The sequence below is a fragment of the Bradyrhizobium jicamae genome (genome assembly GCF_018130215.1).
GTDB classification, from domain to species: Bacteria; Pseudomonadota; Alphaproteobacteria; order Rhizobiales; family Xanthobacteraceae; genus Bradyrhizobium; species Bradyrhizobium jicamae_A.
On the sequence record NZ_JAFCKQ010000049.1, the window covers coordinates 16,657 to 41,193 of the forward strand.

General features: G+C 60.9%; 26 protein-coding genes. 16 read left to right on the forward strand and 10 right to left on the reverse strand.

Annotation, left to right across the window (positions count from 1 at the left end; all coding sequences use genetic code 11):
• Positions 1-21: 21 nt before the first annotated feature.
• The 5 genes from JQ586_RS33250 to JQ586_RS33270 are packed head-to-tail and all read right to left on the reverse strand — an operon-like array spanning position 22 to position 5,594.
• Complete coding sequence (locus JQ586_RS33250; protein WP_212398861.1) at positions 22-1,887, reverse strand: TRAP transporter large permease subunit; 1,866 nt, start codon at positions 1,885-1,887, stop codon at positions 22-24.
• Positions 1,884-2,909, reverse strand: coding sequence for a TRAP transporter substrate-binding protein (locus JQ586_RS33255; RefSeq protein WP_212398862.1), 1,026 nt, complete (start codon positions 2,907-2,909; stop codon positions 1,884-1,886). Before JQ586_RS33255 ends, JQ586_RS33250 begins: the two co-directional genes overlap by 4 nt.
• A gap of 50 nt (positions 2,910-2,959) precedes the next feature.
• Entirely contained in the window at positions 2,960-3,979 is a 1,020-nt protein-coding gene (locus JQ586_RS33260; protein ID WP_212398863.1) for a transketolase family protein, read from the reverse strand.
• Positions 3,976-4,824, reverse strand: a complete 849-nt coding sequence (locus tag JQ586_RS33265; protein WP_212398864.1) for a transketolase — start codon at positions 4,822-4,824, stop codon at positions 3,976-3,978. The genes JQ586_RS33260 and JQ586_RS33265 overlap by 4 nt, the downstream gene beginning before the upstream one ends.
• 20 nt (positions 4,825-4,844) lie before the next feature.
• A complete protein-coding gene (locus tag JQ586_RS33270; protein WP_212398865.1) occupies positions 4,845-5,594 on the reverse strand; it encodes an SDR family NAD(P)-dependent oxidoreductase in 750 nt (249 codons plus the stop codon).
• 108 nt (positions 5,595-5,702) lie between these two features.
• Between JQ586_RS33270 and JQ586_RS33275 the strand changes: the two genes are divergently transcribed.
• From JQ586_RS33275 to JQ586_RS33285, 3 genes are all read left to right on the forward strand, one after another.
• On the forward strand, positions 5,703-6,596 hold the full coding sequence (locus tag JQ586_RS33275) for a LysR substrate-binding domain-containing protein (protein ID WP_212398896.1): 894 nt from the start codon (positions 5,703-5,705) through the stop codon (positions 6,594-6,596).
• Positions 6,596-6,778: a hypothetical protein gene (locus JQ586_RS33280; protein ID WP_212398866.1), complete on the forward strand. Its 183-nt coding sequence runs from the start codon at positions 6,596-6,598 to the stop codon at positions 6,776-6,778. Before JQ586_RS33275 ends, JQ586_RS33280 begins: the two co-directional genes overlap by 1 nt.
• 268 nt (positions 6,779-7,046) lie before the next feature.
• Positions 7,047-8,237 carry an ABC transporter substrate-binding protein gene (locus JQ586_RS33285; protein ID WP_212398867.1) on the forward strand — a complete coding sequence of 397 codons (1,191 nt, stop codon included), beginning with the start codon at positions 7,047-7,049 and terminating at the stop codon, positions 8,235-8,237.
• 114 nt (positions 8,238-8,351) lie between these two features.
• Here JQ586_RS33285 and JQ586_RS33290 read toward each other — a convergent pair whose 3' ends face one another.
• Positions 8,352-8,726: a nuclear transport factor 2 family protein gene (locus JQ586_RS33290; RefSeq protein ID WP_212398868.1), complete on the reverse strand. Its 375-nt coding sequence runs from the start codon at positions 8,724-8,726 to the stop codon at positions 8,352-8,354.
• Positions 8,692-8,940 (reverse strand): hypothetical protein, encoded by a 249-nt coding sequence (locus JQ586_RS40800; RefSeq protein WP_249148506.1) that lies wholly within the window; start codon positions 8,938-8,940, stop codon positions 8,692-8,694. Before JQ586_RS40800 ends, JQ586_RS33290 begins: the two co-directional genes overlap by 35 nt.
• 189 nt (positions 8,941-9,129) lie before the next feature.
• Here JQ586_RS40800 and JQ586_RS33300 point away from each other — a divergent pair, with 189 nt between their 5' ends.
• A complete protein-coding gene (locus tag JQ586_RS33300; RefSeq protein ID WP_212398869.1) occupies positions 9,130-9,924 on the forward strand; it encodes an enoyl-CoA hydratase/isomerase family protein in 795 nt (264 codons plus the stop codon).
• A 209-nt stretch (positions 9,925-10,133) separates the two neighbouring features.
• Here the strand turns inward: JQ586_RS33300 and JQ586_RS33305 are convergent, their stop codons facing one another.
• Positions 10,134-10,757 carry an Lrp/AsnC family transcriptional regulator gene (locus JQ586_RS33305; RefSeq protein ID WP_212398870.1) on the reverse strand — a complete coding sequence of 208 codons (624 nt, stop codon included), beginning with the start codon at positions 10,755-10,757 and terminating at the stop codon, positions 10,134-10,136.
• A 396-nt stretch (positions 10,758-11,153) separates the two neighbouring features.
• On the opposite strand from JQ586_RS33305, the gene JQ586_RS33310 reads away from it, so the two are divergent.
• The 12 genes from JQ586_RS33310 (at position 11,154) to JQ586_RS33365 (ending at position 22,586) form a co-directional block, all read left to right on the forward strand.
• Entirely contained in the window at positions 11,154-11,504 is a 351-nt protein-coding gene (locus JQ586_RS33310) for a VOC family protein (RefSeq protein WP_212398871.1), read from the forward strand.
• Positions 11,505-11,583: 79 nt separating this feature from the next.
• Positions 11,584-12,090, forward strand: a complete 507-nt coding sequence (locus tag JQ586_RS33315; RefSeq protein ID WP_249148507.1) for a flavin reductase family protein — start codon at positions 11,584-11,586, stop codon at positions 12,088-12,090.
• Positions 12,091-12,119: 29 nt separating this feature from the next.
• The gene (locus JQ586_RS33320; protein ID WP_212398872.1) at positions 12,120-12,989 is read left to right on the forward strand and encodes a branched-chain amino acid ABC transporter permease; all 870 of its coding nucleotides are present in this window, start codon (positions 12,120-12,122) and stop codon (positions 12,987-12,989) included.
• Positions 12,973-14,004, forward strand: coding sequence for a branched-chain amino acid ABC transporter permease (locus JQ586_RS33325; RefSeq protein ID WP_312017050.1), 1,032 nt, complete (start codon positions 12,973-12,975; stop codon positions 14,002-14,004). Before JQ586_RS33320 ends, JQ586_RS33325 begins: the two co-directional genes overlap by 17 nt.
• Positions 14,001-14,726: an ABC transporter ATP-binding protein gene (locus JQ586_RS33330; protein WP_212398873.1), complete on the forward strand. Its 726-nt coding sequence runs from the start codon at positions 14,001-14,003 to the stop codon at positions 14,724-14,726. The genes JQ586_RS33325 and JQ586_RS33330 overlap by 4 nt, the downstream gene beginning before the upstream one ends.
• Positions 14,719-15,438, forward strand: a complete 720-nt coding sequence (locus JQ586_RS33335) for an ABC transporter ATP-binding protein (RefSeq protein ID WP_212398874.1) — start codon at positions 14,719-14,721, stop codon at positions 15,436-15,438. Before JQ586_RS33330 ends, JQ586_RS33335 begins: the two co-directional genes overlap by 8 nt.
• A gap of 204 nt (positions 15,439-15,642) precedes the next feature.
• The gene (locus JQ586_RS33340) at positions 15,643-16,410 is read left to right on the forward strand and encodes an enoyl-CoA hydratase/isomerase family protein (protein ID WP_212398875.1); all 768 of its coding nucleotides are present in this window, start codon (positions 15,643-15,645) and stop codon (positions 16,408-16,410) included.
• Entirely contained in the window at positions 16,411-17,178 is a 768-nt protein-coding gene (locus JQ586_RS33345; RefSeq protein WP_212398876.1) for a creatininase family protein, read from the forward strand.
• 196 nt (positions 17,179-17,374) lie between these two features.
• Entirely contained in the window at positions 17,375-18,505 is a 1,131-nt protein-coding gene (locus tag JQ586_RS33350) for an LLM class flavin-dependent oxidoreductase (RefSeq protein WP_212398877.1), read from the forward strand.
• A gap of 31 nt (positions 18,506-18,536) precedes the next feature.
• The gene (locus JQ586_RS33355; RefSeq protein WP_212398878.1) at positions 18,537-19,316 is read left to right on the forward strand and encodes an enoyl-CoA hydratase/isomerase family protein; all 780 of its coding nucleotides are present in this window, start codon (positions 18,537-18,539) and stop codon (positions 19,314-19,316) included.
• A 1-nt stretch (position 19,317) separates the two neighbouring features.
• Positions 19,318-21,189: a long-chain fatty acid--CoA ligase gene (locus JQ586_RS33360; protein ID WP_212398899.1), complete on the forward strand. Its 1,872-nt coding sequence runs from the start codon at positions 19,318-19,320 to the stop codon at positions 21,187-21,189.
• Positions 21,190-21,353: 164 nt separating this feature from the next.
• Positions 21,354-22,586, forward strand: coding sequence for an ABC transporter substrate-binding protein (locus JQ586_RS33365; RefSeq protein ID WP_212398879.1), 1,233 nt, complete (start codon positions 21,354-21,356; stop codon positions 22,584-22,586).
• A 61-nt stretch (positions 22,587-22,647) separates the two neighbouring features.
• Here JQ586_RS33365 and JQ586_RS33370 read toward each other — a convergent pair whose 3' ends face one another.
• The gene (locus tag JQ586_RS33370; RefSeq protein ID WP_249148508.1) at positions 22,648-23,511 is read right to left on the reverse strand and encodes a helix-turn-helix domain-containing protein; all 864 of its coding nucleotides are present in this window, start codon (positions 23,509-23,511) and stop codon (positions 22,648-22,650) included.
• A gap of 211 nt (positions 23,512-23,722) precedes the next feature.
• On the reverse strand, positions 23,723-24,526 hold the full coding sequence (locus tag JQ586_RS33375; protein ID WP_212398880.1) for an enoyl-CoA hydratase/isomerase family protein: 804 nt from the start codon (positions 24,524-24,526) through the stop codon (positions 23,723-23,725).
• Between the last annotated feature and the right edge of the window lie 11 nt (positions 24,527-24,537).

The window sequence follows — 24,537 nt, forward strand, 5'->3', positions numbered from 1 at the left end:
ATCAGACGCGCGTCCGGCGCGTCACGGGAGGAAGCCGGTGGAGATCCAGGGAACGAAGGCCACGACGAGCAGTCCGACAACCAGCGCGGCGAGATAGCTCCATATCCGCTTCAGGCCGGCGTTCGGGTCGACCTGACCGATCGAGCATGCCGCGTAGTAACCGAGGCCGAAGGGCGGAGCGAAGAGGCCTATGCCCATGGCGAGGATAACGACCATCGCATAGTGCACTTCATGCACGCCGAGCTGCTTTGCGACAGGAAAGAGCAGCGGGCCGAACAGAACCATCGCGGGAATGCCCTCGAGCACGCTACCGAGCACGATGAACAGCACGATGGAGCCAATGAGGAAGCCATACTTGCCGCCGGGGGCCTGCGCGAGGGCGGCGGCGAGCGCATGCGAGAAGTTTGATTGTGTCAAAGCCCACGACATGCAAGTCGCTGCGCCGATGATGAACAGAATGGTCCCCGCGAGCGCTGCCGTTCCGACGAGCGCCGAATAGAGCTCGCGCCAGTTGAACGAACGGTAGACAAGGATGCCAACCATGATCGCGTAGGCGATGCCGATCGTGGCGACCTCCGTTGCCGTGGCCACGCCTTCCATCACCGCAAGGCGGATGATGATTGGCAGCATCAGGGCCGGTGCAGCGACAACAAACGTGCGGCCGATCTCGCGGCCGGATGTTACGCCGCGTTCCACCTCGGCGCCCTCCGCCATGCGACGACGCGCGATAATGGCGAGCGCCAGCGCCAGCACGACGCCTGGCAAGAGACCGCCAGTAAACAGTGCCGCAATCGATACACCGGTCACAGAGCCGATGATAATGAGCACGATGGATGGCGGGATCGTTTCCGCCATTGCGCCGGAGGCCGCGAGCAGTGACACGAGTTCACCCTCGTGGATCCCGCGCTTCTTCATGTCTGGAAAAAGGACCGGAGCCACGGCCGCCATGTCAGCAGTCTTGGCGCCGGAAATTCCGGACACAAGCAGCATTGCGCCCAAGAGAACATAAGCGAGCCCGCCCTCAACATGGCCGACCAGCGCAGCCAGAAAGTTGACCATGGCTGTCGACATGCGGGTCATCACGATCAGGTAACCGAGCAGGATGAAGAGCGGCACGGCCAGCAGGATCAGCGAACTGACGCCTTCATCGATGCGACCCGGGAGCACCTCGAGCGGTGTCGTCGTGGTCAACAGGAGGTAGGAGACCGTTGACAGCCCGAAAGCGAAGGCGATCGGCACGCCGGCGAGCACGCTGAGCGCGAGCAGAACTGCAAAGAAAACGACGAGATTCCAGTTGCCGATGGCCCTGATCCACGGTCCCAGTGCATAGAGGACGCAAGCCACGACTGCGATGACGATGATTGCCGATACCAGATCCCGCCAGCCGCGATCGACGCTACGGACGAGGCTCGCCAGGAGCATGAGCACAACGCCAACCGGCAATGCGGCAGCGCGAAAGGCGTCGTTAAGACCAAGCGCCGGCGTATGGACGAAGGTCTGGTCCTCAGTGAAATTGTAAGCCGGGCCAAGGATCAACAGAAGGAACACTGCCGGTGCTGCCGCGCCGATGGACTCAAGCAGGCCGCGTGTCCTGGCCGAGCATTTGCCAACAAGCGCTGTCATGCGCATGTGCTGCCCGCGCCGTTGCGCGATCGCGGATCCAAGCATCGCCAGCCACAGGAACATGATGGATGCCAGTTCATCCGACCAGGTCAGTGGATGGTTGAAGACAAATCGCGAGATCACGCCTATGAGCAGGACCAGGACTTCAGCGACGACGACAATTGCTGCTAGAGGTTCTGTGACGAGCGCCAGCAGCGTGTCGAGCGGGGCGGCGATGTTGGATACCGGCGCCGTCAGCTCTTCAGACAGCGACGCGGTCCTCATGTGAGCGTACCCACAGCTTGCTCGAGCAGTGCCCAGCCCTTGTCACCGAAAGTCTTGCGCCAATCCTTGTAGAAGCTTGTCTTGCCGAGCGTGCCTCGGAACGCCGCTTTGTCGACTTCAACAAAATTGAGGCCTTTGCTCGCCAAGTCCTCGCGCAAAGACTTGGAAAGTGCCGCGATATCCTTTCGCTCGTCGTCAGCCGCCTTGTTAAGCTCGCGCGTCACGATCTCCTGAGCGTCCGCCGGAAGGCGAGAGAAGGAACGTCGATTGCCGAGGATAAGGTAGGCATCCCAGACGTGGCTGGTCAGGCTGCAGTATTTCTGCACTTCGTAAAGTTTTGCAGTCGCAATGATCGCAAGTGGGTTTTCCTGACCTTCCACGACTTTGGTTTGAAGCGCGGAATAAACCTCGTTGAAATTGATCGGCGTCGGGCCCGCGCCAAGGGCTTGGAATAAGCTCGTGAGGATAGGGGCGGCCGGCACGCGCATCTTGAAGCCCTTGAGATCGTCCGGCGTCTTGATCTCGCGGGTTGACGAGGTGAGCTGCCGGAAGCCGTTGTCCCAGGACTTGCCTATCTGGAGGATGCCCACTTTCTCGATTTCGCCTTTGACAAACTTGCCGAGGTCACCGTCCATCGCCTTCCAGACGGCATCGTAGGAGTCGAACGCGAAGCCGGTATTGACGATCCCGGCAGTTGGCACCAGCGTCGCGAGAACTGAAGCTGCGATATTGAGGTAGTCGACAGCGCCGTTGCGGATTTGACCCAGGAGATCGGTGTCGGAGCCGAGTTGGTTGGCCGGGAACAGGTTGATCTCGACACGCCCGCCAGTTGCCTCTTTGATGCGATCGATTGCCTCGCGCGCCCGCTTGTTGACGGGATGCGACGGGTCCTGGCCCGTAGCGAATTTGAGAGTGAAATCGGCTGCGCGGGCACGTCGCGAGAGGATCGATACGAGCGGGATGGATGCGCCGGCGGCCAGCAGGGCGCGACGGCTCAGGCGCGCTTTGGATTCCTTGGTCATTTCGTTCTCCCTGTATTGTTATTAGCGTAGCTCTTTGGCAGGCGGTTCCTTCACCGCCAACTCTTGACGGCGGTGCATATCGCCTCGGTCGAGATGCCGTAGCGATCGTGCAATGTCGGTAGCGCTCCTGCGGCCAGGAACTCGTCGGGCAGCCCGATGTGTTGGAATGCAGGATGCACGCGTGCGCGCATCAGCGCAGAAGCCACTGCTTCACCCAGCCCGCCGATCACGGTGTGGTTTTCAGCGACGACGACGAGGCGTCCGGGCTTGCGGCATGCCTCGACGATCGCTTCCGTATCGAGCGGTTTTATGGTCGGGACGTGCAGAACTGCCGCCCGGATCTTGTCGGCCTCGAGCTGCCTGGCTGCCTCCAATGCGCGCATTGTCAGCAGCCCCGAGGAAACAAACAGCACGTCAGCGCCGTCGCGCAGCAGCTTGGCTTTGCCGAGTTCGAACTTGTAGCCGTACTCGTCGAGCACGAGCGGCACTTGCCCGCGCAAGAGCCGCATGTAGACCGGACCCTGATGGCTTGCCATCGCCGGTACCGCCTGCTCGATTTCGAGGGCGTCGCACGGGTCGATCACGGTCATGTTCGGCATGGCGCGGAAAAGTGCGAGATCTTCCGCTGCCTGATGACTAGGCCCATAGCCTGACGTGAGCCCGGGCAGGGCGCATGCAATCTTGACGTTGCGGTCCTCTTCCGCGATCGTTTGGTGGATGAAATCGTACGCACGTCGAGCCGCGAAGACGGCATAGGTCGTGACGAATGGGGTGAAACCTTCCGCCGCGATGCCCGATGCGGCACCGAACAACAACTGCTCGGCCATCCCCATTTGATAATATCGGTCCGGAAATTCCTTCGCAAACACATGCAGGTCGGTATACTTGCCGAGATCGGCGGTCATGCCGACGATGTCATGTCGCTCGCGTGCAAGCTCGACGAGCGCATTGCCGAACGGTGCCGGCTTCGTCCGCTGTCCTTCGGCGGCGATCGAGGCAATCATCGCCGAGGTGGTGAGGCGAGGCTTTTCGGCGGATCCCGTCGTCATCGTGTTGTTGGCCGTCTTCATGCGCGCCTCCCGTGTTCCAGAGCTTGCAACGCCAACTGCCACTCGTGCTGGTCGACGCGCATGAAATGATTGCGCTCCCGCCTCTCGAGGAACGGCACGCCTTTGCCCATGAGTGTGTCTGCGATGATCATGCGCGGTCGGGCACCCTCGTGGTTCTTGGCGGCATCGAAGGCGGCCACGACGGCATCGAGATCGTTTCCGTCGATACGCTGCACAAACCAGCCGAAGGCTCGAATTTTGTCCGCGAGCGGCTCGAAGCCCATCATCTGCTTGGAGGGACCATCGGCTTGCTGATTGTTGACGTCGACAATCGCAACGAGGTTATCGAGCCCGTAATGCGCCGCCGACATCATGGCTTCCCATTTGGAGCCCTCATCAAGCTCACCATCTGAGAACAGCGTAAACACGCGGCTGTCGGAGCCTTTGCGCTTCAGGCCAAGGCACATGCCAACGGCGATGCTCAGGCCAAGGCCCAGCGAACCTCCGGACATCTCCATCCCGGGGGTGTAGGAAGCCATTCCGGACATCGGAAGCCGGCTCTCGTCCGATCCGTAGGTCTCGAGCTCCGCTTCCGGAACAATCCCTGCCTCAATCAACGCGGCATAGAGCGCGATGGCATAATGTCCATTGGAGAGAAGGAAGCGGTCGCGCTCTTCCCAAGCCGGATCTTCCGGCCGATAGCGCATGGCGTGAAAGTAAGCGACAGCCAGCACGTCGGCGATGTCGAGCGCCTGGGCAATGTAGCCCTGGCCTTGAACTTCACCCATTCGAAGGGCATTGCGGCGGATGCGGTAGGCGCGGTCCGCGATTGTGGGTTCATTGGTTCGCAGTTCGGCTCGAGTCATGGCTTGTCCCTTGCCTGTCATCAATGGATGTGCATGCCGCCGTTCACGTCGATCACGGCCCCGGTCGTGTAGGCCGACAGATCTGACGCCAGGAACAGGAAGATGTTCGCTACATCCTGCGGCCGGCCGAGCCGGTTGAGCGGAATGCCTGCGAGGATCTCCTTCTCCTTCTCGGGAGCGATCTTGCCGATGTTGATGTCGGTGACGATCAGGCCGGGCGTGACACAGTTAACCCGAATACCGTCGGGGCCGAGTTCGCGCGCCATTGCCTTGGCAAGGCCAAGCACGCCGGCCTTGGCGGCCGAATAGTGCGCTCCACCGAGAATGCCGCCGCCGCGTTGCGCGGAGACCGAGGACATGCAGGCGATCGAGCCTGCCTTGCGCGCCTGCATGTGCGGCATGAGCGCCTGCGAGAGATAAAGCACGCCGCGCAGATTCACGTCTTGGATGCGGTCCCAGTCTTGCGGACTGATGTCCCAGACCTTCACGGGCTGGGTGATGCCGGCATTGTTGATGAGAATGTCGACCTGGCCGAAGGATTTGAGCACCTCAGACACTGCGCGCTCGCAGTCGGCCTTGTCCGTGACGTTGCAGGCGACGCCGAGATGCTCCTTGCCGAGCTCGGCGGCGGCCTTGGCCGCCCCGGCGCCGTCGAGATCGAGGATCGCAACGCGCGCGCCCTGGGCCGCAAACGTTTTTGCAGTTGCGAAGCCGATGCCTCGCGCACCAGCCGCGCCCGAAATAACAGCAGTTTTGCCCGCCAGCAGCATATTCCCTCCGAGAAACCTTGTTTCGATTGGAGCGAACTATGGGTGAGGGAAAGCACTACGAATATACGCGAAATTTGCACTAATAGTTGAATTGTGCTCACCTATCGCATGGCCCCACTCCCCCTTCGCGCTCTCAGGGTTTTCGAGGCGGCCGCGCGCACCGGATCATTCCGCGCCGCCGCGGGCGAACTTGGGCTTACGCCGAGTGCGGTGAGCCACGCGATCCGAGACTTTGAAGAGCACATCGGGACGACGCTGTTCGAACGCGACGGACGCAGAATGCTGATCAATCAGGCCGGTGAAGAACTGCTGCGGCGGGTTTCCGGTGCCTTTGACGAGCTGAGGAATGGCCTCGAGGTTGCCAGCGCACGCTCGTCCAACCTGTTGCGAATTCATTGTGCGCCGAGCCTGGCGGCGCAATGGTTGATGCCGCGACTGCGGGGACTCATCGAGAAACATCCCGAGTTGGAAGTGCGGTTGGCTGCAGGAACCGACTATCCCCATTTCCGCAACGATGAGTTCGACATCGACATTTGCTACGGACCGCCGCGCCAGGAGGGTATGGTTGTGTTGCCGCTTGGCGAGGAAATCATACGCCCCATGTGCGCACCCTCGCTTGCCGGTGCGATCCGCGACCCGGCTGACTTGCTAAAACTCCCGCTGATCGAAAGCGAGCAAAAACGCGTTCGCTGGAACGCATGGTTCGCGACCAACGATCTCACAGCGCCGAGCCCAGGCGGGTTTCGGTTCGATCGCAGCTTCATGGCGATTGCCGCCGCCGTTGACGGTCTGGGCGTAACCCTGGAATCAACGCGGTTCGCCGAACGCGAGCTCGCAAGTGGCAGGTTGGTCGCTCCTCTGGCAGGCCGTGCGAACGATCCGTCCTATGTCGAGCACTATCTCGTCTGTCCGCCGCAGGCCAAGCACAGGCGCTCGGTCCGTACCTTTACGAGGTGGATCACAAGGGAAATGGGCTTGACTGAAAATGGTCGAAAACCCTGATGGCTCGCGGCTTCCGACCACGGCCTGAAATCGCTGAAGCTAGCGCTGCGATCCAAAAGGATCTGGTGCGCATTCTGCATCTGAAGGCGGCTCAGATCTTCAATGAGGCGACGCCGATGAATTCGGTTTCGGTGCGAGAGACAGCATCGGCCTTCAACAAAGCCTTCGATGCGTTTTGTTAAGGCAGGGCCGCGAACCTTGCCTGCTGGCTCGTGAGCCGCATCAAGCCGACAAGATTCATGACGTAGCTGCGATGCGCAAAAAAAAACGTCTTACGCTGCTGGCGGTCTGCTTTCATCATATCCGGACGCTTCCTTCTCGACCATGAGAGATCGGCCGGCGGGGTCGAAACCCTGAGCCGGGCGTCGTAGTCCTGGCGCGGTCATTGCCAACCCGGCGGGGTTCGATCAAAATTGCCGCGCAAGAACAAAGAAATATCGGAGGAAGCCAATGTCCATTCGCGTCTCCGCGCTGATCGGCGCGGCGCTCGTTCTGATTGCTCAGCAGGCTCTAGCTGAGAAAAAGTATGGTCCCGGTGTCAGCGATAGCGAAATCAAGGTCGGGCAGACGATCGCCTACAGTGGGCCAGCTTCAGCCTACGGGGTGCTCGGTAAGACCGAAGCGGCCTACTTCAAATGGTTGAATGACGCCAAGGGAGGTATCAACGGCCGCAAGATCACGTTCATTAGCAGGGACGACGGCTATTCACCGCCGAAAGCGGTCGAGAACGTCCGGAGCCTGGTCGAGGGCGACGAGGTCGCTCTGATCTTCGGGGTCCTCGGCACGCCGCTGAACATGGCGATCCGTCCCTATCTCAACAAGCAGGGCGTGCCGCAACTGTTTCCGGCTGCAGGCTCGTCTGCGCTCAACGACCCCGAGCATTTTCACTGGACGATGGGATGGCAGCCCAATCTCCACGACGAGGCGAAATTCTATGCCAGGAGCCTGCTAGCCCACAATCCGCATCCGAAAATCGGAATCCTTTATCAGAACGATGATTTCGGCAAGGACCTGATCGCCGGCCTCAAGGACGGGCTTGGACCGGACGCCGACAAGATGATTGTCAGCGCCCAGAGTTTTCAGCCGACCGATCCGACCATCGACAGTCAAATGGTGATCCTGCAGAACGCCGGCACCGATGCCTTGTTTCTCTTCACGTACGCGAAGCAGGCGGCGCAGGCGATCGGCAAGATGTGGGATCTGAAGTGGAAGCCGGAGACTTTCCTGCATCTCGGAGCCGCCTCGATCGGAGCGACCTTCAAGCCCGCGGGGCTCGAGAAGTCGGTGGGCATCATGACGGCGGGTTTTATCAAGGATGCCACCGATCCCCGTTGGGCCAATGATCCTGATATTGTCGCGTGGAGGGCCTGGATGAAGGAGAACATGCCTGGCACCGATACCAACGACAGTTTGACCGTGGCCGGCTATGCCGTAGCGCAAACATTGGAGCAGGTATTGCGCCAGTGCGGCGACGACCTGACCCGGGAGAACATCATGAAGCAGGCCGCGAACTTGAAGAACTTCCGCCTTGGCTTGCTGCTGCCCGGCAGCCTGATCAACACCAGCCCGACGGACTATCGAGTCGTGACATACGTCGTACTGCAGAAATTCAACGGCACAAGTTGGGATGAAGTGAAGTAAGGGGAACATGAAGGATGGCCGCGCGCACCGCTCGCGGCCATCGTGGGCCTCATTCCAGGAAGTGCAAGCGTTAGACCATCGGGAACGTTTGACACGAGGTCGTCATCCCCGTCATCAGCCCTTGGCCTTGCGAAAGGCGTTCTTGATAGCGACGTGGTCGCCACGGAATTTCAGGAGGTCGCATCCGGCGATTGTCGTTGATTTCCCATCGGGGCCGATCGCAACAAAGTCCCACTCGAACGAGCCGATGTCGCCGGTAACAACGACTTTCAGATTCTCGAATTTGCCACCCGGAAAGCGGTCGAAAAATGCCTTCACGCCGTTTCGGATTTCGGCCCTGCCGGTATAGGTCTTGCCGAGCCGGTCAGGGCCGACGGAGGCATGGTAAACGCCGTCCTCGGTGAAAAAGCTCGCCACGAGATCGGGATCAAGGCTGTTCCAGGCCGCGCCGAATTCAGTGGCTCGCTCGAGCGTCATCTGCTTTGTCATCTACGGCTCCCTCTGGTCTAATGCTCTTGGCAGGATCGAAGCGGTCGCGAAAAAAATGGTGGGACTGGTTGGATGGCCGATCGCGAATGTGGGTTTGTTGTCCGATTTCCAGAATGCTTCCAGCGATCTCCTCGACGACTTGAGGCTTGATTTCCATCTTCCTTTTCACGGGAACTGAGATCTTCTCGATTGGGAGGCTTTCCGGCTTGGGCATAGCTCCCACTCCGCTGTTACACGTCCGTCGGAAACGCATGCTGGGGAAGCAGGAGTTTAGGGCCGATCCGCTCGGCTGCAATGGCAATATTAGCGCGCAAGTCTTGATCGGTCCGGGGCCCGAGCGCATTCTGGGCGATGCGCCGCCAACGCCTGATTGTCCAGTGAGCGGTTGCCTTGAGGGTAGGCCATGCCCCTTGTTTCCACCGAGGATCGCGGCGCGGTCCGTGTCATCACCTATGCCAACGCCCCGTTCGGCACAATGACGGCCGCCGGGGCGGCTGAGATGTTCGATGCGGTCGCCGCTGCAGGGATGGCCCCATCTGTGCGGGTCATTGTCATTACAGGTGGCCTACCCGGCATCTTCATCCGTCACTACGACGTTGAAGAACTCTCTGAGGCCGCAGATGCCATTGAGCGCGGAGCGCCTCGCGCCCCGCCGTCGTCTGGTCCTCGACCACCTGGTTTCCACGCGCTGACGGATGCGATTGCAGCCGTCGACAAGCCGGTCATTGCGGCTATCAATGGCCTGTGCATGGGGGGAGGCTTCGAGCTTTCGCTGGCATGCGACCTGCGCATCGCCGGGAGCGCTGTCACGGCGATCGGACTTCCGGAAACGCGCATCGGCATCTTCCCTGGTGGTGGCGGTACACAGCGTTTGCCCAGGATCGTCGGAGAGGCGAGGGCGCTCGAGATGATCCTCTGTGGCCTGACAGTGACGGGACTGCGTGCGCATGAAATCGGAATTGTACATGAGGTTGTCGTCGATCCGCTCGTCCGCTCCCTTGAGATCGGCGCTGAGCTATCGAGCCGAGGTGCTGAGGGCCTTGCCTTTGCCAAGCGTCTTACCCGGTCAGCTCTCGACCGTCCGTTGGCCGAAGGCCTTGCTGACGAGCGCAAAAGCTTTTCCACCCTGATGAGGACAGCTTCGGCTCGGGAAGGCCTGCGGGCCGGTCGGCCGCCGGCCGAAATCCAGAAGCTCTAACGTCACATCGTTGAGGTGGGCCAACGCCGAGCCTGCGGACGACGAGCCGCGCCGGCGCCCGTCGCCCGGCTACCCAGCTCAACCTGACCCTGGACGACGTTGCGATGCTTGTTCGTGGTCGGGGTGCCGGCCTGTCGAGCTTCTTCACGCAGCAATTGATACCGTGGTCGGTGGCTGCTCCAGTCATGGCACTGCGTGGGGCTCGCTCGCTAGAAACCGGCCGCGTTGTGATCAGGAGTGCGCGAAGCATCAATGCCCATGCCGCCGTCAAACTTCCCCTGGGGCGCGTCGTAGTGCGACCTGGCGGGGCGCTCGGCGCGCCCGGAATTCGGGTGGCACGGCTTGATCCGAACCGGCTGGTTCGAGTCGATTGGAAGCACCGTCTTGTGCGAAATTCGCTTCAAGGCCAGGTTCGAACGAATGCTCAGAACACCCGGTATGCGCGAAATCTTGCTTACGATGAGGTCTTCAAGGGCGTCGATGTCGGGCACCATGACGCGGAGGAGGTAGTCGCTGTCTCCCGTCATCAGGTAACATTCCATCACATGACTCAAGCGATCGATCGAGCGCGTGAAGTTTTCGAGCGACAGCTGAACCTGCTTTTCAAGCTTGATCTGTATGAAGGCGGTCACGCCGATGCCGAGCACCGCAGGGTCCAATATGGCAATCCGCCGATCGATCACGCCGAGCTTTTCCAGCGTACGAACGCGAGCAAGACAAGGCGACGGCGAGAGGTGTACGCGGGAGGCAAGCTCGACATTGGTCAAACCGGCGTTCTGCTGCAGTTCGTTCAATATCTTGATGTCGATCCTGTCGAGAACGGTCGTCGTCATATCGTTGTCTCCCATGGGCAAGCGTAGCTGTCTCGAGGCCCGGTCCCCGCGCGTTATCCCGCGAGGTGACATCCCGATGACACGAATGCTAACCGCACTCGCGGCTGTAGAATTTCGACAAAACGACGAGTTATATCGAAAAACGGTCAATCTGCTGAGCGGCCCATCGGCGCGATGCGACTTGTGGCGGGACGCGCGGGGCCACCTCCGGCCTCGGCCTGGGCCGGTGAGGCCCGATGCCGAATGGCTGCATGCTGCAGCATAAAATGCCGATCGATCGTGCGGGCGACACGGTCTTTGAGCATTAATGCCGAGGACCCGGTGCGACTATCGCAGGACGACAGAAGTCCACGGAAGTTGCGGAATTCGACGGCTCGTCGGGGATCGGAGTGACAATTGAAGCTCAAGCAGGTCTATCTCACTGCCGCGGAACCTGAAGCGCTCGCGGGCTTCTACGAAGCTCTTGGCCTGGAGATCCGCTTCGCTGATCGAGGCAAGTGGATTCAATTCGTCGGTGAGAAGGTTGCCCTTTGCATCGCAAGTCCGGTCGAATCCGTGTCCACGCCATCTCTGAATGCAGTCCTGGTATTGGAAGTGGACAATCTGGAAACGTCTCTGGAGCGCGCGCGGGTGCATGGTGCCGAGGTGCTCGGTGAAATCAGGGATATGGGCACGCACGGTCGCGTGGCCCATTTCAGGGATCCGCAACACAATACGATCCAGCTGTTTCAGGTCGCGGCCGGGTAGGTTCGCAAACCAACGATCTCGATCACTTCGGTTCCATGTGTCAGGGGCATCCATCGCCATGAACTTTCGAGTGCAGCCCATGTCCAGCCAGGAAATGTCGGTGTTCAGCAGCGTGGAATTCCGCACCGCAATGCGCAACGTACCGGGCGCCGTTTCGATCGTCACGACGGGCACGCGACCGGGCCGGCACGGTCTGACGTTGACGGCCGGTTGTTCATTGTCGACCGAACCGTCGAGCGTGCTTGTCTGCGTCAACAAGTCGGCCGGCGCCCACGATACGATAAAGCAGAGCGGTTCGTTCTGCTGGAACATCCTCGCGGCGGATCACGCTGCGCTGGCACAGAAATTCGCAGGAAAGGACGGGAGCAAGGGCGACATACGGTTCAGCGAAGCTCTGTGGCGCGAGCTCGCGACGGGATCGCCGAGTCTCGTCGAGGCTGTTTGCAGCTTCGATTGCCACCTATCCGATTCATACGATGCCGGCAGCCATACGATCTTCGTCGGCGCGGTGGTCGCACAGGCGACGAACGGTGATCGCGAACCTCTCGTCTATGTGAGGGGCGAATTCACGGTGCCCAGGCGGTAGTGCTTCACCCCTATCATCAGTATCCACCAATGCTGTCACTCTGGCTCAATGTTCTCGCAAGCGGCGTTCTGCTCGGCCTCGTCTACGGGCTCGTGGCGCTCGGTCTGACGATCATTTTTGGCGTCATGCGCGTCGTCAACTTTGCGCATGGCGAAATGGTCGTCTTCGGCGTCTACATCGGTTATTGGGCCGTTCGCCTCTGGGACGTTCCGATCATTGCCGCGGCAGCAATCGCGGCAGTTGCGATGTTCATTTTCGGATATCTTCTGGAGACCTTGATCGTAAGGCGATTCGTCGGCCGGCCCCATCACTATCAATTCATCGTATTCATCGGCCTGTCGCTGCTTTTCAGCGGCGCGCTGCTGGTGGCGTTCGGACCGGATCCGCGCCCCGCTGCGTCCCAGCTGGCGTTTCACACCGTATCGCTCGGTCTCGTGACGCTGGATTTGGCGAGACTTCAGGCGGCGGTAGCCTCAGGCCTGCTGATCACCCTGCTGGGAGCGTATCTGAGATTCTCGTCATTCGGCCGGTCGCTGCGAGCGGCCGCAGACAACCGGTTGGGCGGCCTGATCATCGGATTGAACATTCCGCGAGTCTATGCGGTGGCCTTCGGCATCGGCGCGGCCTGTGCGGGCGTCGCCGGCGCGCTGATCTCTCCTCTGTTCGACGCCCAGCCATATCTGGCCGTCGATTTCACCCTGCTGGCCTTCGTGACGGTCATCGTCGGCGGTCTCGGCAGCTTCAGCGGGGCGCTCCTGGGTGGCCTGGTGATTGGTGTGGCCGAGGCAGTTGCAGCCTTGATGTTCACACCCTCGATGAAGACGGCGCTTCCCTATGCGCTCCTGATCATCATCCTGATTTTCCGTCCAAGGGGTTTTTTCGGTGCAAACGAGAGTTGAGAGTGCAACTGAGCTGAACCGGCGGCTTGCCGGAGCACTGGTGTTCGTCATTCTTGCTCTGGTCGGCGCTCTGTCAAATCCGTACCTCGTCTCGTTGATGACGATCGTATTGCTGTTCACGTTCCTTGGCCAATCCTGGAATTTGATGCTCGGCATCGGTGGCCAACTATCGATCGGTCATGCCCTTTTTGTCGGCCTCGGGGCTTATTCGGTCGGCGTCCTCGACGTCAAGTTCGGCATTTCGCCGTGGATAGGCCTCCTGCTGGGAATGTTCGTCGCCGGATCCGTCGGCGCGGTGCTGGCGTGGCTGAGCTTCCGGTTCGAGGTGCGTGGAATCTATTTCGCATTGCTGACGATCGCTGCCGCGGAGTTCGCCAGAATCATGTTTAGCGGCTGGGAGTTCGTCGGCGCCATGCAGGGGCTGTTCTTTCCCGCACCGACGAACGCGATGGACATGGCAATGCTCCGGGGAGATGCGCGCTTCTACTATTTTGTCGCGCTTGCCCTGGCTGCGCTGGGGATCGCGGGAACCGAACTCATCTCGCGATCGTACCTCGGATATGTCTGGCGAGCGATGAGGGATGACGAGCAGGCTGCACGCGCGCTCGGCGTCCGCACATTCCGGCACAAGATCCTCGTGATCGCGATATCGGCGGCGGCGGCGGCCGTCGGTGGCGGAGTTCTGGCGCTCGTGCAGGGATCGATCTTTCCGGATTCGATCATGGGCATGGGCCTCTCGGTCGATGTGCTGGTCGGGCCCGTGGTTGGTGGTCTGGGCACGACGTTCGGTCCACTGGTCGGATCGCTCACGGTTATTCCTCTGAACCATGCGATGAGTGCTCTCGGCGATAGTCTTCGGATCCCGGGGCTGAACAACATCGCATACGGCGTCGTGTTGATCCTGGTCGTCTGGTTCCTGCCCGACGGCATCTGGCCGGCGATCGTGCGGCTTTGCAAGGCAATCCAGGTGCCGTGGCGGGTGTGGCTGCCGCAACCGAGAAAGGCCGAAGAATGACGAGCCTGCTCGAAGTCAGGAATCTCTCCCGATCGTTCGGCGGCCTGGTCGCAGTGAACAATGTCAGCTTCGCACTGGGAGCTGGCCAAATCACCGCGCTGATCGGGCCGAACGGGGCGGGGAAGACAACGTGCTTCAATCTCGTGGCAGGCGCAATGCGGCCGACCAGCGGGCAGGTGTTCTTCGAGGCACGCCGGATCGAGAATACGCCGCCTGAAGCCGTCTGCAGGATGGGTATCGCGCGGACATTCCAGATCGTGCGGCCGATGCGCGATATGTCCGTGCTCGAGAACGCGATGGTCGGCGCGTTCAGTTGGACCAGCAGCGTGGGAGAAGCCAGATCGAAGGCGTATGAGTCGCTTGAAAGCGTCGGGCTGGCCGGCAAGGCCAATGCGAGCACCGACCAGCTGACGTTGTCCGATCGGAAAATGCTGGAGACCGCCAAAGCACTCTCCACCCGACCCAAACTGCTGCTGCTCGACGAGGTGATGGCGGGCCTCCGGCCCACCGAAGCCGCAAGCGTCGTTCGGGTGCTTCGGAGGCTTGCCGAAACTGGCCTGACGATCCTTCTCGTCGAGCACGTCATGCGGATCGTGATGGAGGTCGCCTCGCGCGTCGTGGTGCTCCACCATGGCGCGAAAATCGCAGAAGGGAGCCCGGCCGAGGTGGTCGCTGACCCCAAGGTCCTCGAAAGCTATCTGGGGACGGGCTTCCATGCTTGACGCGGCGCTGTTGTCGATCGACGGGCTCTGTGTTGCCTACGACGGGTCGAATGCCCTGAACGGCGTCTCCCTGCAGATCCACAGGGGCGAGCTGATCTGTGTCGTGGGTGCCAATGGCGCCGGAAAGACCTCGCTGATCCGGTCGATCTCGGGCATAGTTCCGTCTTCGAGTGGTGTTGTGAAGATGAACGGCGTCGATATTACGGGCATGCCGCCGTGGGAGATCTGCGAGCGCGGTATTGCGCAGGTCGCCGAAGGCCGACAGATTTTTGGAGGCCTTTCCGTCGAGGACAATCTGCTGCTGGGGGGATCGCTCAAGCGCGCGAAGGCCGGCCAGCTCGAAACCCTCGAATTCGTCTATCGGCTATTTGCGAGGCTTCGAGAGCGCCGGCGGCAGCTTGCCGGGACCTTGTCCGGCGGCGAGCAGCAGATGGTGGCCATCGGACGCGCCATCATGTCGAAGCCCGAAATCGTCATGTTCGACGAGCCGTCCATCGGGTTGTCGCCCGCCCTGACGGATGTGATGTTCGGCGTGGTGAAGCGCTTGCACGAGGAGGGGATCACGGTGCTGCTGGTTGAGCAGAATGTCGCGAAATCCCTCGCGTTGAGCAATCGTGGCTATGTCCTGGAGAACGGCTCAATCGTTCTCCATGGATCAAGCGGTGAATTGCTGAGCAACCCCGAGGTTCAGCGCGCATATCTCGGAATGTAACGGCCTTTGCCGTTATCGCGGCGGTCTGCGGGTGAGGGAGGTTCTGCTTCGCCCAGCTGATCTGCTTTGGGGGTGACGGGCACCGGAGCTCTCGAGCACGGAATGCTGCGATATCGCGCTCCGGCGGCAATTTGTGTCGCCGCGGGCGGAAAGGGAAGCGCTGTATGGCAACCAATTCCGAGGCGCGTCGCATAGGCTCTTGCTATGGACAACGACGATAGCCTTCTGGTCGAGCGCGACCTCGACATAGTCACGATGACCATGAACAGGCCGCCGGCAAATGCCCTGAACAACGGGCTGGTCAGGCGTTTGCTGGACGCCATTCGTGCACTCTCCGCGCAAGCATCGCCACCAGGCGTCGTCTTGACCGGCGGTGGCGATCGCTTCTTCAGCGCGGGTGGCGATATCAAGGAAGTGGCCGGCCTCGAGATATCGAGGCCCCGCATGCGAGATTTCCATGGGCTTTTGTGCGAGATGGACCGATATCCGGGCCCGCTCGTGTGCGCGGTCCGCGGGTACGCGGTCGGAGGCGCGTTGGAATTTCTCCTTCACGCCGATTATGTCGTCGCGGATCGCGCGTGCATGGTCGGGTTTCCGGAAATAAACCACGGCCTCCTGCCTGCGGCCAAGGGAATGCGGCAGGCAGTCCGGAAGCTCGGACTTCGGGAAGCGCAGGCCCTGCTCTATTGGGGAGAGTTGTGCGACGCCCGGAAGGCGCTCGAAATCGGCGCGATCAACGAGATCGCGGCTGGTGCGGATGTAATGTCCCGTGCCGTGGAGGTATGCAGGCATCTTCGTGGCAAGGACCAAAAGCTGTTCGTGGCGATCAAGCGCTCGTTGAACTTGACGGGACAGATGGATGACGCTTCCCTCGAAGCGGTGACGATAGAGGATCTCGGTGCCTATTTGACCGAGAGTAGTTCGGCGGACGCCCGTGCCCGCTTCCTGTCGAAGAATTCAAGGAAGACATGAATGGCCGAGTCGGCATCCCCTGAAGAAGTTCGCCTGGAACTCATGAGCTTCGAGGAAGTGTCGACCGCCTTGGCGCAGGGATATTTGACGGTACTGATACCGTGCGGGGCAATCGAGCAGCATGGACCGCATCTTCCGCTCTGTATGGATGCCGATCACGCGGATGCGCTCGCGGCAAAAGTGGCGCGGCATCTCGGCAGGACCCTAATCGCTCCCACGATCAGGGTCGGCTGTTCCGCCCACCATCTTGCCCTGTCAGGCACGATCTCCCTTCGACCGGAGACTTTTGAAGCAATCTGTCTCGACTACTGCACGAGTCTCGCGCGGCATGGCTTCAGGCGGATTCTGCTGTTCTCCGGTCATATCGGAAACTTCCCCGTCTTGCGCGACATGCTTCCTCGGCTGAGGCACGGAGTTTCGCCGGAGGTTGAGATCGACGCGTTCTGCGATTCAATTACCTGGATCGACAGGTGGCGAAATGCCGTCAGAGATGCCGGGGGCGACCCCAATGCGGTCGGTGGCCATGCCGACATTGCCGAGACGTCCCTGATGATGCGACTCCGCCCCGAAAGCGTGCGGCTGGATCGGTTTGAAGTCGGGCACTTGGGCGCTCTATCCGAAGAGCAGCTTGAGTTGATGTGGAAGCGCGGGATCCAGTCCGTCACGCGCAACGGCATTATTGGTGATCCGCATGGATCGACCGCAGAGATCGGCGAGCGGTGCCTCGCGGCAGTAGCGGACCTTCTGGCCGCCTCGTTCGGCAAATAAAGCGACCCGGTTTCATCTCCTCCGTCCCGTCAGGTGCGCGAAGCTGCAAGCGCGCGCTGGTCAGCGACCGGATGTGATGCGCCCGCCGACAGCACAAAATGTGGAAAGTCGTGCGGGCATGCCCAGCATTCGGACGAAAATGTTGCCGCTCCTGTGAGACGCTCGGCCATCTCGAATTTCCCAGAGGACTTAGAAGATGGCACTTTCGTTCGGTTTCTGGTCGGAGCAGGAAACCCAGGTCGGGCAGAGCTACGCGCGCCGGCTTCATGAACTGGTTGACGAGGTGCGCCTCGCGGAGAAGATGGGGTTCGACTGCGTCGCGCTTTCGGAGCAACACGTGGCGCTCGGCGGCATCTCGAGTTCCGCTCCCGAAGTGGTGTACGGCTATCTTGCCGCGGTGACGTCGCGCGTGAAGCTGCGATCAGCGGTCACCCTGATGCCGCAGAAGATCAATCATGCATTGCGCTCCGCGGAGCGGCTGGCCGTGACCGATATCCTGTCGCATGGCCGCATGGAGTTTTATGCCGGCCGCGCCAACACGACCATCGCGATGCGTGCCTTCAACGTCGATCCCAACGAGACGCTTGCCCAGATGGAAGAGGGCATCGCGCTGCTGAAGAAGTCGATGCGCGAAGACATCTTCACGTTTGAAGGCAAGTACTACCAGATCCCGCCGCGGATGCTCGTGCCGAAACCCTTGCAGAAGCCGCACCCGGTCATTGGCATCGCCGCTACCAGCGAGCGCAGTCACGGCTGGGCCGGATCCGAAGGCCTCGCCGTGATGAGCAATTCGATCTACCAGGGGTGGGAAGTCCAGGACAGGCTTCTCAATACGTATCGTCGCGCCTGGAAGCGTGACGAGCAGGGGCCACTCACGCGGCCCCGCGTCGGCCTTCCGCTGTTCTTCGGCATCGGCCCGACAGATCAGAAAGCGAAGGATGACTATGCCGAAGCGCTGATGCACTACGCGAGGATCTCCACCGACGCCTATCCCCGCCTGGCGAAGCTTGCCGATGACTACGCGTACATGAACGAAAGCGTGCCGGCGATGGAGCGCGCGGGAAGAGACTGGGACTACCTGCTTAACCACTCGGCGACGACCGTTTGCGGGAGTCCCGACACCGTCATTCGCCAGATCGAGAAGTTCCAGGCGCTCGGAATTGACGAGGTGTTGCTCCATCTCGACTCGGTGAACCACGAGAAGATCATGGAAGCGATCGAAATGTGTGGTCGCTACATCATTCCGCACTTCAACGACAGGAACAACGTCGTGCGACCGACGGACGACATTCTGGCGCAAATCCGCGCCATGCGGCCGCAGAAGTGAACGCATGGAAATACAGGAAACGGAGAATCCAATGCCACAGCAAGGCTACAAATATCTGCTCGTCGAAAGGCGAGCGAGCGGCGTCGCCGTCGTTACGATGAACCGGCCCGAAAGTCTCAATGCCATCAATTGGGACATGCACGAGGAGCTTGAGCGGGTTTTCGTCGACCTGGATCACGACAAGGACGTCCGCGCGATCGTGCTGACCGGCGCGGGGCGCGGCTTCTGCTCGGGCGGCGATCAGAAGTCGCTCGACAAGGGCCCGCTGCCGTCGCCGACGCGGAGTGGACGTCACCTGATCCGCAACATGCTCGAGGTAGAGGTGCCCGTCGTTGCTGCCGTCAACGGCGTTGCCGTCGGGCTCGGGGCGACGCTTGCGCTGTTTTGCGATGTCATCTTCGCAAATCCGACCGCGCGATTTGCCGATACGCATGTGACGGCGGGCGTGGTCGCGGGCGACGGCGGCGCCGTGATCTGGCCTCTGCTGATGGGGCCGGTTCGTGCGAAGCACTACCTCATGACGGGAGAGTTCATATCCGCGGAGAAGGCGGCCGCCATGGGCATGATCAATGAGGTCGTCTCCAACAGGGACGTCAAGGATGCCGCGATCGAATACGCCGAGTTGCTGGCAGACGGTCCCCGGGAATCGATCATCTGGACGAAGTACAGCGTCAACAAGATCATCAAGCAGTACGCGCATCTGGTGCTCGATACCTCGGCCGCGCTGGAGATGCTTACCTTCGCGTTGCCCGAGCGCCGCGAGGCTGTCGCCGCCTTCGCTGAGAAGCGGAAGCGCTTCGCGGAGCGGTAAGATGGACGTCGAATCCTTGACGTCGGGAGCCCAACTCGTCGACGTGACCATTCCGCAACTCCTGAGCGCGCGAAGAGCCGAGCGGCCCGAGATGGTCGCATACAAGCAAAAGCGCCGCGGCGAATGGATCGCCACGACTTGGCGGCAGTACTCGGATCAAGCGGCCAATCTGGCGGTCGCCCTGCGCAACGCGGGATTCAAGCGCGGTGATCGTGCGGCCATCATGGGGGACGTGTCCCAGGAATGGCTTCTCGCCGACATGGCGACGATCTGCGCCGGCGGGGTCATGGTCGGCGTGTACTTTACGTCCTCGCCGGAAGAAGTCGGCTATTACCTCAGGGATTCCGGCGCATCGTTCATCTTCGTCGGCAGTAAGCTTCAACTCGACATCGTCCTGGCGTCCGGCCAGGCCGATGGCTTGCGCAAGATCATCGTGCTCGATCCGGAGTTGAGCGGAACCGGTGCGGCCGGCAACGTCGTCTCTCTCAAGACCTTTTGCGGGAAGACGTCGGTCGACGCCGATGTATTCCTTCGAACGCAGGTTGCAAAGGCAAAGGCGGGCGATCTGGTCAGCATCGGATACACATCCGGCACCACGGGCTTTCCGAAGGGCGCGATGCTGACCCACCTGTCGTTGCTCGCCGGCGCGCACAGCGTGACGACATTCACCCCGAGGATGCGTTCCGACACGCATCGCCTCGTCGTGCACCTGCCGATGTCGCATACGGTCGCGCGCGCACAAGCAACGACGTTGCCTCTGCTCGCCCGGATGGTGCCGCATTTCGGCGAGACCAGCGCGGAGTTCGCCCAGACGATCAAGGAGGTGAGGCCGACCTACTTCACGGCGCCGCCGCGCTTCTATCAGCGATTTGCCACGCAAATCCTCAGCAGGGTCCACGCCGGATCGGCGAAACAGAAGCAGGACTACCAGTTTGCGATGACGATCGCCCGCAAGGCGCTGGATGACCGCCAGGCCGGCGGCACGCCGGATCCCCTGATATCGGCTCTCTTTGCCGTGTGCCAGGACCAGATCTTCCATCCTCTGCTTGCCGAAGTCGGCTTTGAGGATCTCACGGTCTGCTATACGTCGTCGGCTGCGATGCCGTCAGAACTTATGTCGTTATGGCAGCTATGGGGGCTGCAGTTGAAGGAGTGCTACGGCCAGACGGAACTGGTCGGAGCCAACCTGGTCCAGATGGCGGAATGGCCGGAGGCCGGCACGGTCGGCGTGCCCGTGCGTGATGCCGCCTGGGAGACGGCGGTTCTCGAAGACGGCGAAATGATCGTCCGGGGACCGGGGCTCTTTGTCGGGTACTGGAACAAGCCGGAAGAGACCAAATCTGCGCTACGCGACGGTTGGCTCTACACTGGAGACATCGTGGACGTCGGCCCGACGGGCCTCTTCAAGCTGGTCGATCGGAAAAAGGAGATCATCAACACCTCCAATGGAAAATCCATCAGCCCGACGCAGATCGAAAACGAGATCCGGCACAGTCCGTTCATCTCCGAGGCTGCGGTGATCGGGGAAGGGAAGAAGTACCTCACTGCGTTGATCGAAGTTAATGCGATCGCGACGATGGAGTGGGCGAGATCGCGCGACCTTCGGATTGCGCAGTACTCCGATCTGGCGAACTCCGAAATCGTCGTCCGGATGATTGAAGGGGAGATCAGCAAGGCGAACAGCAAGCTGGCCAGAGCCGAGCAGATCAAGGCATTCCGGATACTGCCGGAAGAACTGACCCCCGAGAACGGCGTGATGACGCCGACCCGGAAGAAGCGCCGGAAGCAGATCATGGAGAGGTATCGGTCGTTGATCGATACGCTTTATGACGAGAGTGAAGACAAGCTCGTCAAAGCTGAAATGAAGACGTGAGTTGGACGGCCGCGGTCGACTGCAAGGCGCACGCGCGACCGCCGCGTCGCGGGGGCCCGCGGGTGTGAACCCGTGCTCGCCGCACCGTCGTGTGTGCCATCACTGCCGAGCTTTCCAACGGCTCGCCAGCAAATTGTGTGTAGCCAACCCGAGGGGAACGTCAGATGAGGAATCGCAATGGAACTGGCCTAACGCGCCGCGCACTGCTCGGCAGTAGCGTTGGCGCCGCCGTCGGGCTCGTATCGCGGCCGGTAACGGCAGCCGTTCCCGGCAGGGTGCGGGTCGGTGCGATCAATCCGAGCAGCGGCGTTCTGGCGTTTCCGGGCCAGGCGTGCGTACGCGGCATCGACCTTGGCGCCAAGTTCGCAAGGGGGAAGTTCGGGATCGACATGGAAATCATTCACGCGGACACTCAAAGTAGACCGGAGAACGGGCGAATTGTCGCCGAGAACCTGATCCGGCAGGGCTGCACGGTCCTCATCGGGGCCTGGGACTCGGGCGCGACCATATCTGCGCTGCAGGCCGCGGAAGCGGCAAAGGTTCCGATGGTGGTGCATATCGCGAGCGCGACCCAGATCACGTCGCAGGGCTTCACCCAGGTGTTTCGCTACTATCCTACGTCGCTGACGGTCGTCAGGAAGTCCCTGCTTGAGCTGAAGGCGCTGTTGTCGTCGATCAAGGATGCGCCGACGAGTGTGGCCATCATGCATCTCAACAATACGATGGGGCAATCTACCGCGGCAAGCATCGATCAGGCCTGGAAGGAGGTCGATGTCGGCTTGAAGATCAGCCAGTACATTCCATACGACGAGAAGGCCAAGGATCTGTCGGTCGAAGTCGCCAAGGCGAAAGCCTCGGGAGCCGACGCGCTGGTATCGGTGACGCGCGTCAACGACGCCATCATGATCGTCCGTGAATGCGTCAAGCAGGGGTGGAATCCGAAAATGATCTTCTCCCCCAACTCAAATGGCGTACAGGACAAGGCGTATTACGACGCGCTGGGCAAATACGGTGACGGCGCGATCCTTTCGACGTTCTGGTACAATCCGAAGGCTCCCGACGCTGCGGCGATACTCAGGCAGTTTGCATCCGACTATCCAAACGATTGGCTTGATGCAAATTCCGGATGCGCGTTCGAGGCGGTGCAAATCGTTGCGGATGCCGTGAGCCGCGCGGGGTCTGCCGAATCTGCCGCCGTCCATGCCGCGCTCAAGGCTACCGACATGACGCCGATCCTGATGTCCAGCGGTAGAATCAAGTTCGATGCCAATGGACAGAACATGGGAGGCGACGTCACTATCCTGCAAGGGCAGAACGGCAGGCCTCGGGCCATCGCGCCGCAAGCAGTGGCCGAAGCCGGGTTCCAATACCCGCTGGCTCCGTTCAATTCAAGGTAAGGCAGCGCGGGCTGCGGCCTCGGCGGATAGCGCTGGGGCCGCAATCTTCCGGGCAAGGCCTCTATGCGGACGGCTCGCGAGCGACAAAGCCGGAACGCTCGGAGAGGAAACGGCGAGGACTCTTGCCCATTGTCTTCTTGAACATCGTGATGAAGGCGCTCGGCGTTTCATAGCCGAGATCGAGCGAGACGGCCTGGACCGAGGACCCGGTCGATAGTCGCTGGAGCGCAACCAAGATGTGAAGGCGCTGTCGCCAGCGTCCAAACGTCATTCCGGTTTCCTTGAACACGAGGCGGGCGAAGGTGCGCACGCTCATCGCATATCGGGCGGCCAATTCCTCGATCGTGCTGCGGTCGCCGGGATCGTTGAGCAGCGACGTCGCGAGATGCTGCAGCCGGCTGTCGGTGGAGATCGGCAGGTACATCTGCTCGGTGGACATCTGCACCAATTCGTCGAGCAGGACGCGCCCCAGCCGGCTGGTGGGGCCGTCAACCGGGTATAGCGGTGGAAACACGGCGAGCCGATGGATCAACTCGCGGACCAGCGACGAGATCGTGAAAGTGCAGCAGGTGTTGGGAAGCATGCTCGCCTGCGGGTCGATAAAGACAACATAGACCTTTCCGTTGTCCGAGACACAATTGCTGTGCATGACGCCGGCGGGGATCCACACGGCGCCTTGGGGAGGCACGATCCACAATCCGTTCGGCGATCGACACATGACCGATCCATGAGAGGCGACCACCAGCTGCCCCTTCTTGTGCGAGTGCAGCGGAAGCTCGTCGTTATCCTCACCCGTCTCGATGCAAAAGGAGACGATTGGCCGGTCGAATTGGTCCGGATCGACCGGATCGTAGTTGATCCGAAGATCCGGCAGAACCATTCTGGCCAGGCCGTGGTCGACGTCGGAAATGGGGAACGTGTTCATCGAACTCGCTCGTGAGTGGTTCCAGTTCAAATTTTCCGGGCGGGCGATAGGCCTCGCGTCGCCTCCCATCGCTGATGATAGTTCGCGGAGCGATGTTCGTCACGGAAAAGTCGAGTACGGAACCGGGCGAGGAGCGGCGCCACACCTCCAAGCAGGGGCATGCTGACGTGCAGCTTTCTCTCGAAATTCCCTGTACTGCTTTAAAATCAGGTCAGCGGCCGACGAACTTTGGCGGTCGCTTTGCATCAAAGGCTTCGACGCCTTCCTTGAAGTCGTCTGACTGGCGCAACCGGCTGTAGCAATGGCCCTCGAGTTCGATTGCGATCGTCAGGGTCGAGTCTTCGGTGTCATTGAGCAGTTTCTTGGCCGTACGCTGTGCTAGCGGCGCGAACGTACGTAATTCGTCGACCAACTTGTCGGTGGCCGCCTCGAGGTCTTTGTCGGCGACACATTCGGTGATGATGCCCCATTCGAGGGCCTGTCGCGCCGGAATACGTCTGGAGCGCATCACGATATCTTTGGTCCGGGTAATGCCGATCATCTTCTGCAGCCGCGCCGAACCGCCGGAACCCGGGATCTGGCCGAGCTTCTGCTCGGGCAGGGCGAATTGCGCAGTGTCGGAAGCGATACGGAAATCGCAGGCGAGCGACAACTCGAATCCGACGCCGAAGCAATAGCCGCGATTGGCGACAATGACAGGCTTCGAGCAGCGTGCCGGCGAGGCGATGTTCCAGGCGAGCTTGGACACGGTTTCCGGCGTCGCTTCCATGAAGCCGGCGATATTGCCGCCGCTTGAGAAATGCTCGCCGATCGCGCGCACGACAATGACACGGACGCGCTGGTCGTGCTCGAGTGTTTCGAATGCCAGCCGCAATTGGTCGCGCTGCGGCATCGACACGATGTTGAAAGGTGGGCGATTGAGGATGATATCGGCCCGTTCATGCGCCGGATCGATCTCAACCTGGAAACCGTCTAGCTTGGAGAGGCGGTGATCGACGAATTCGTAACCGGTCATGTCTTCTTCCT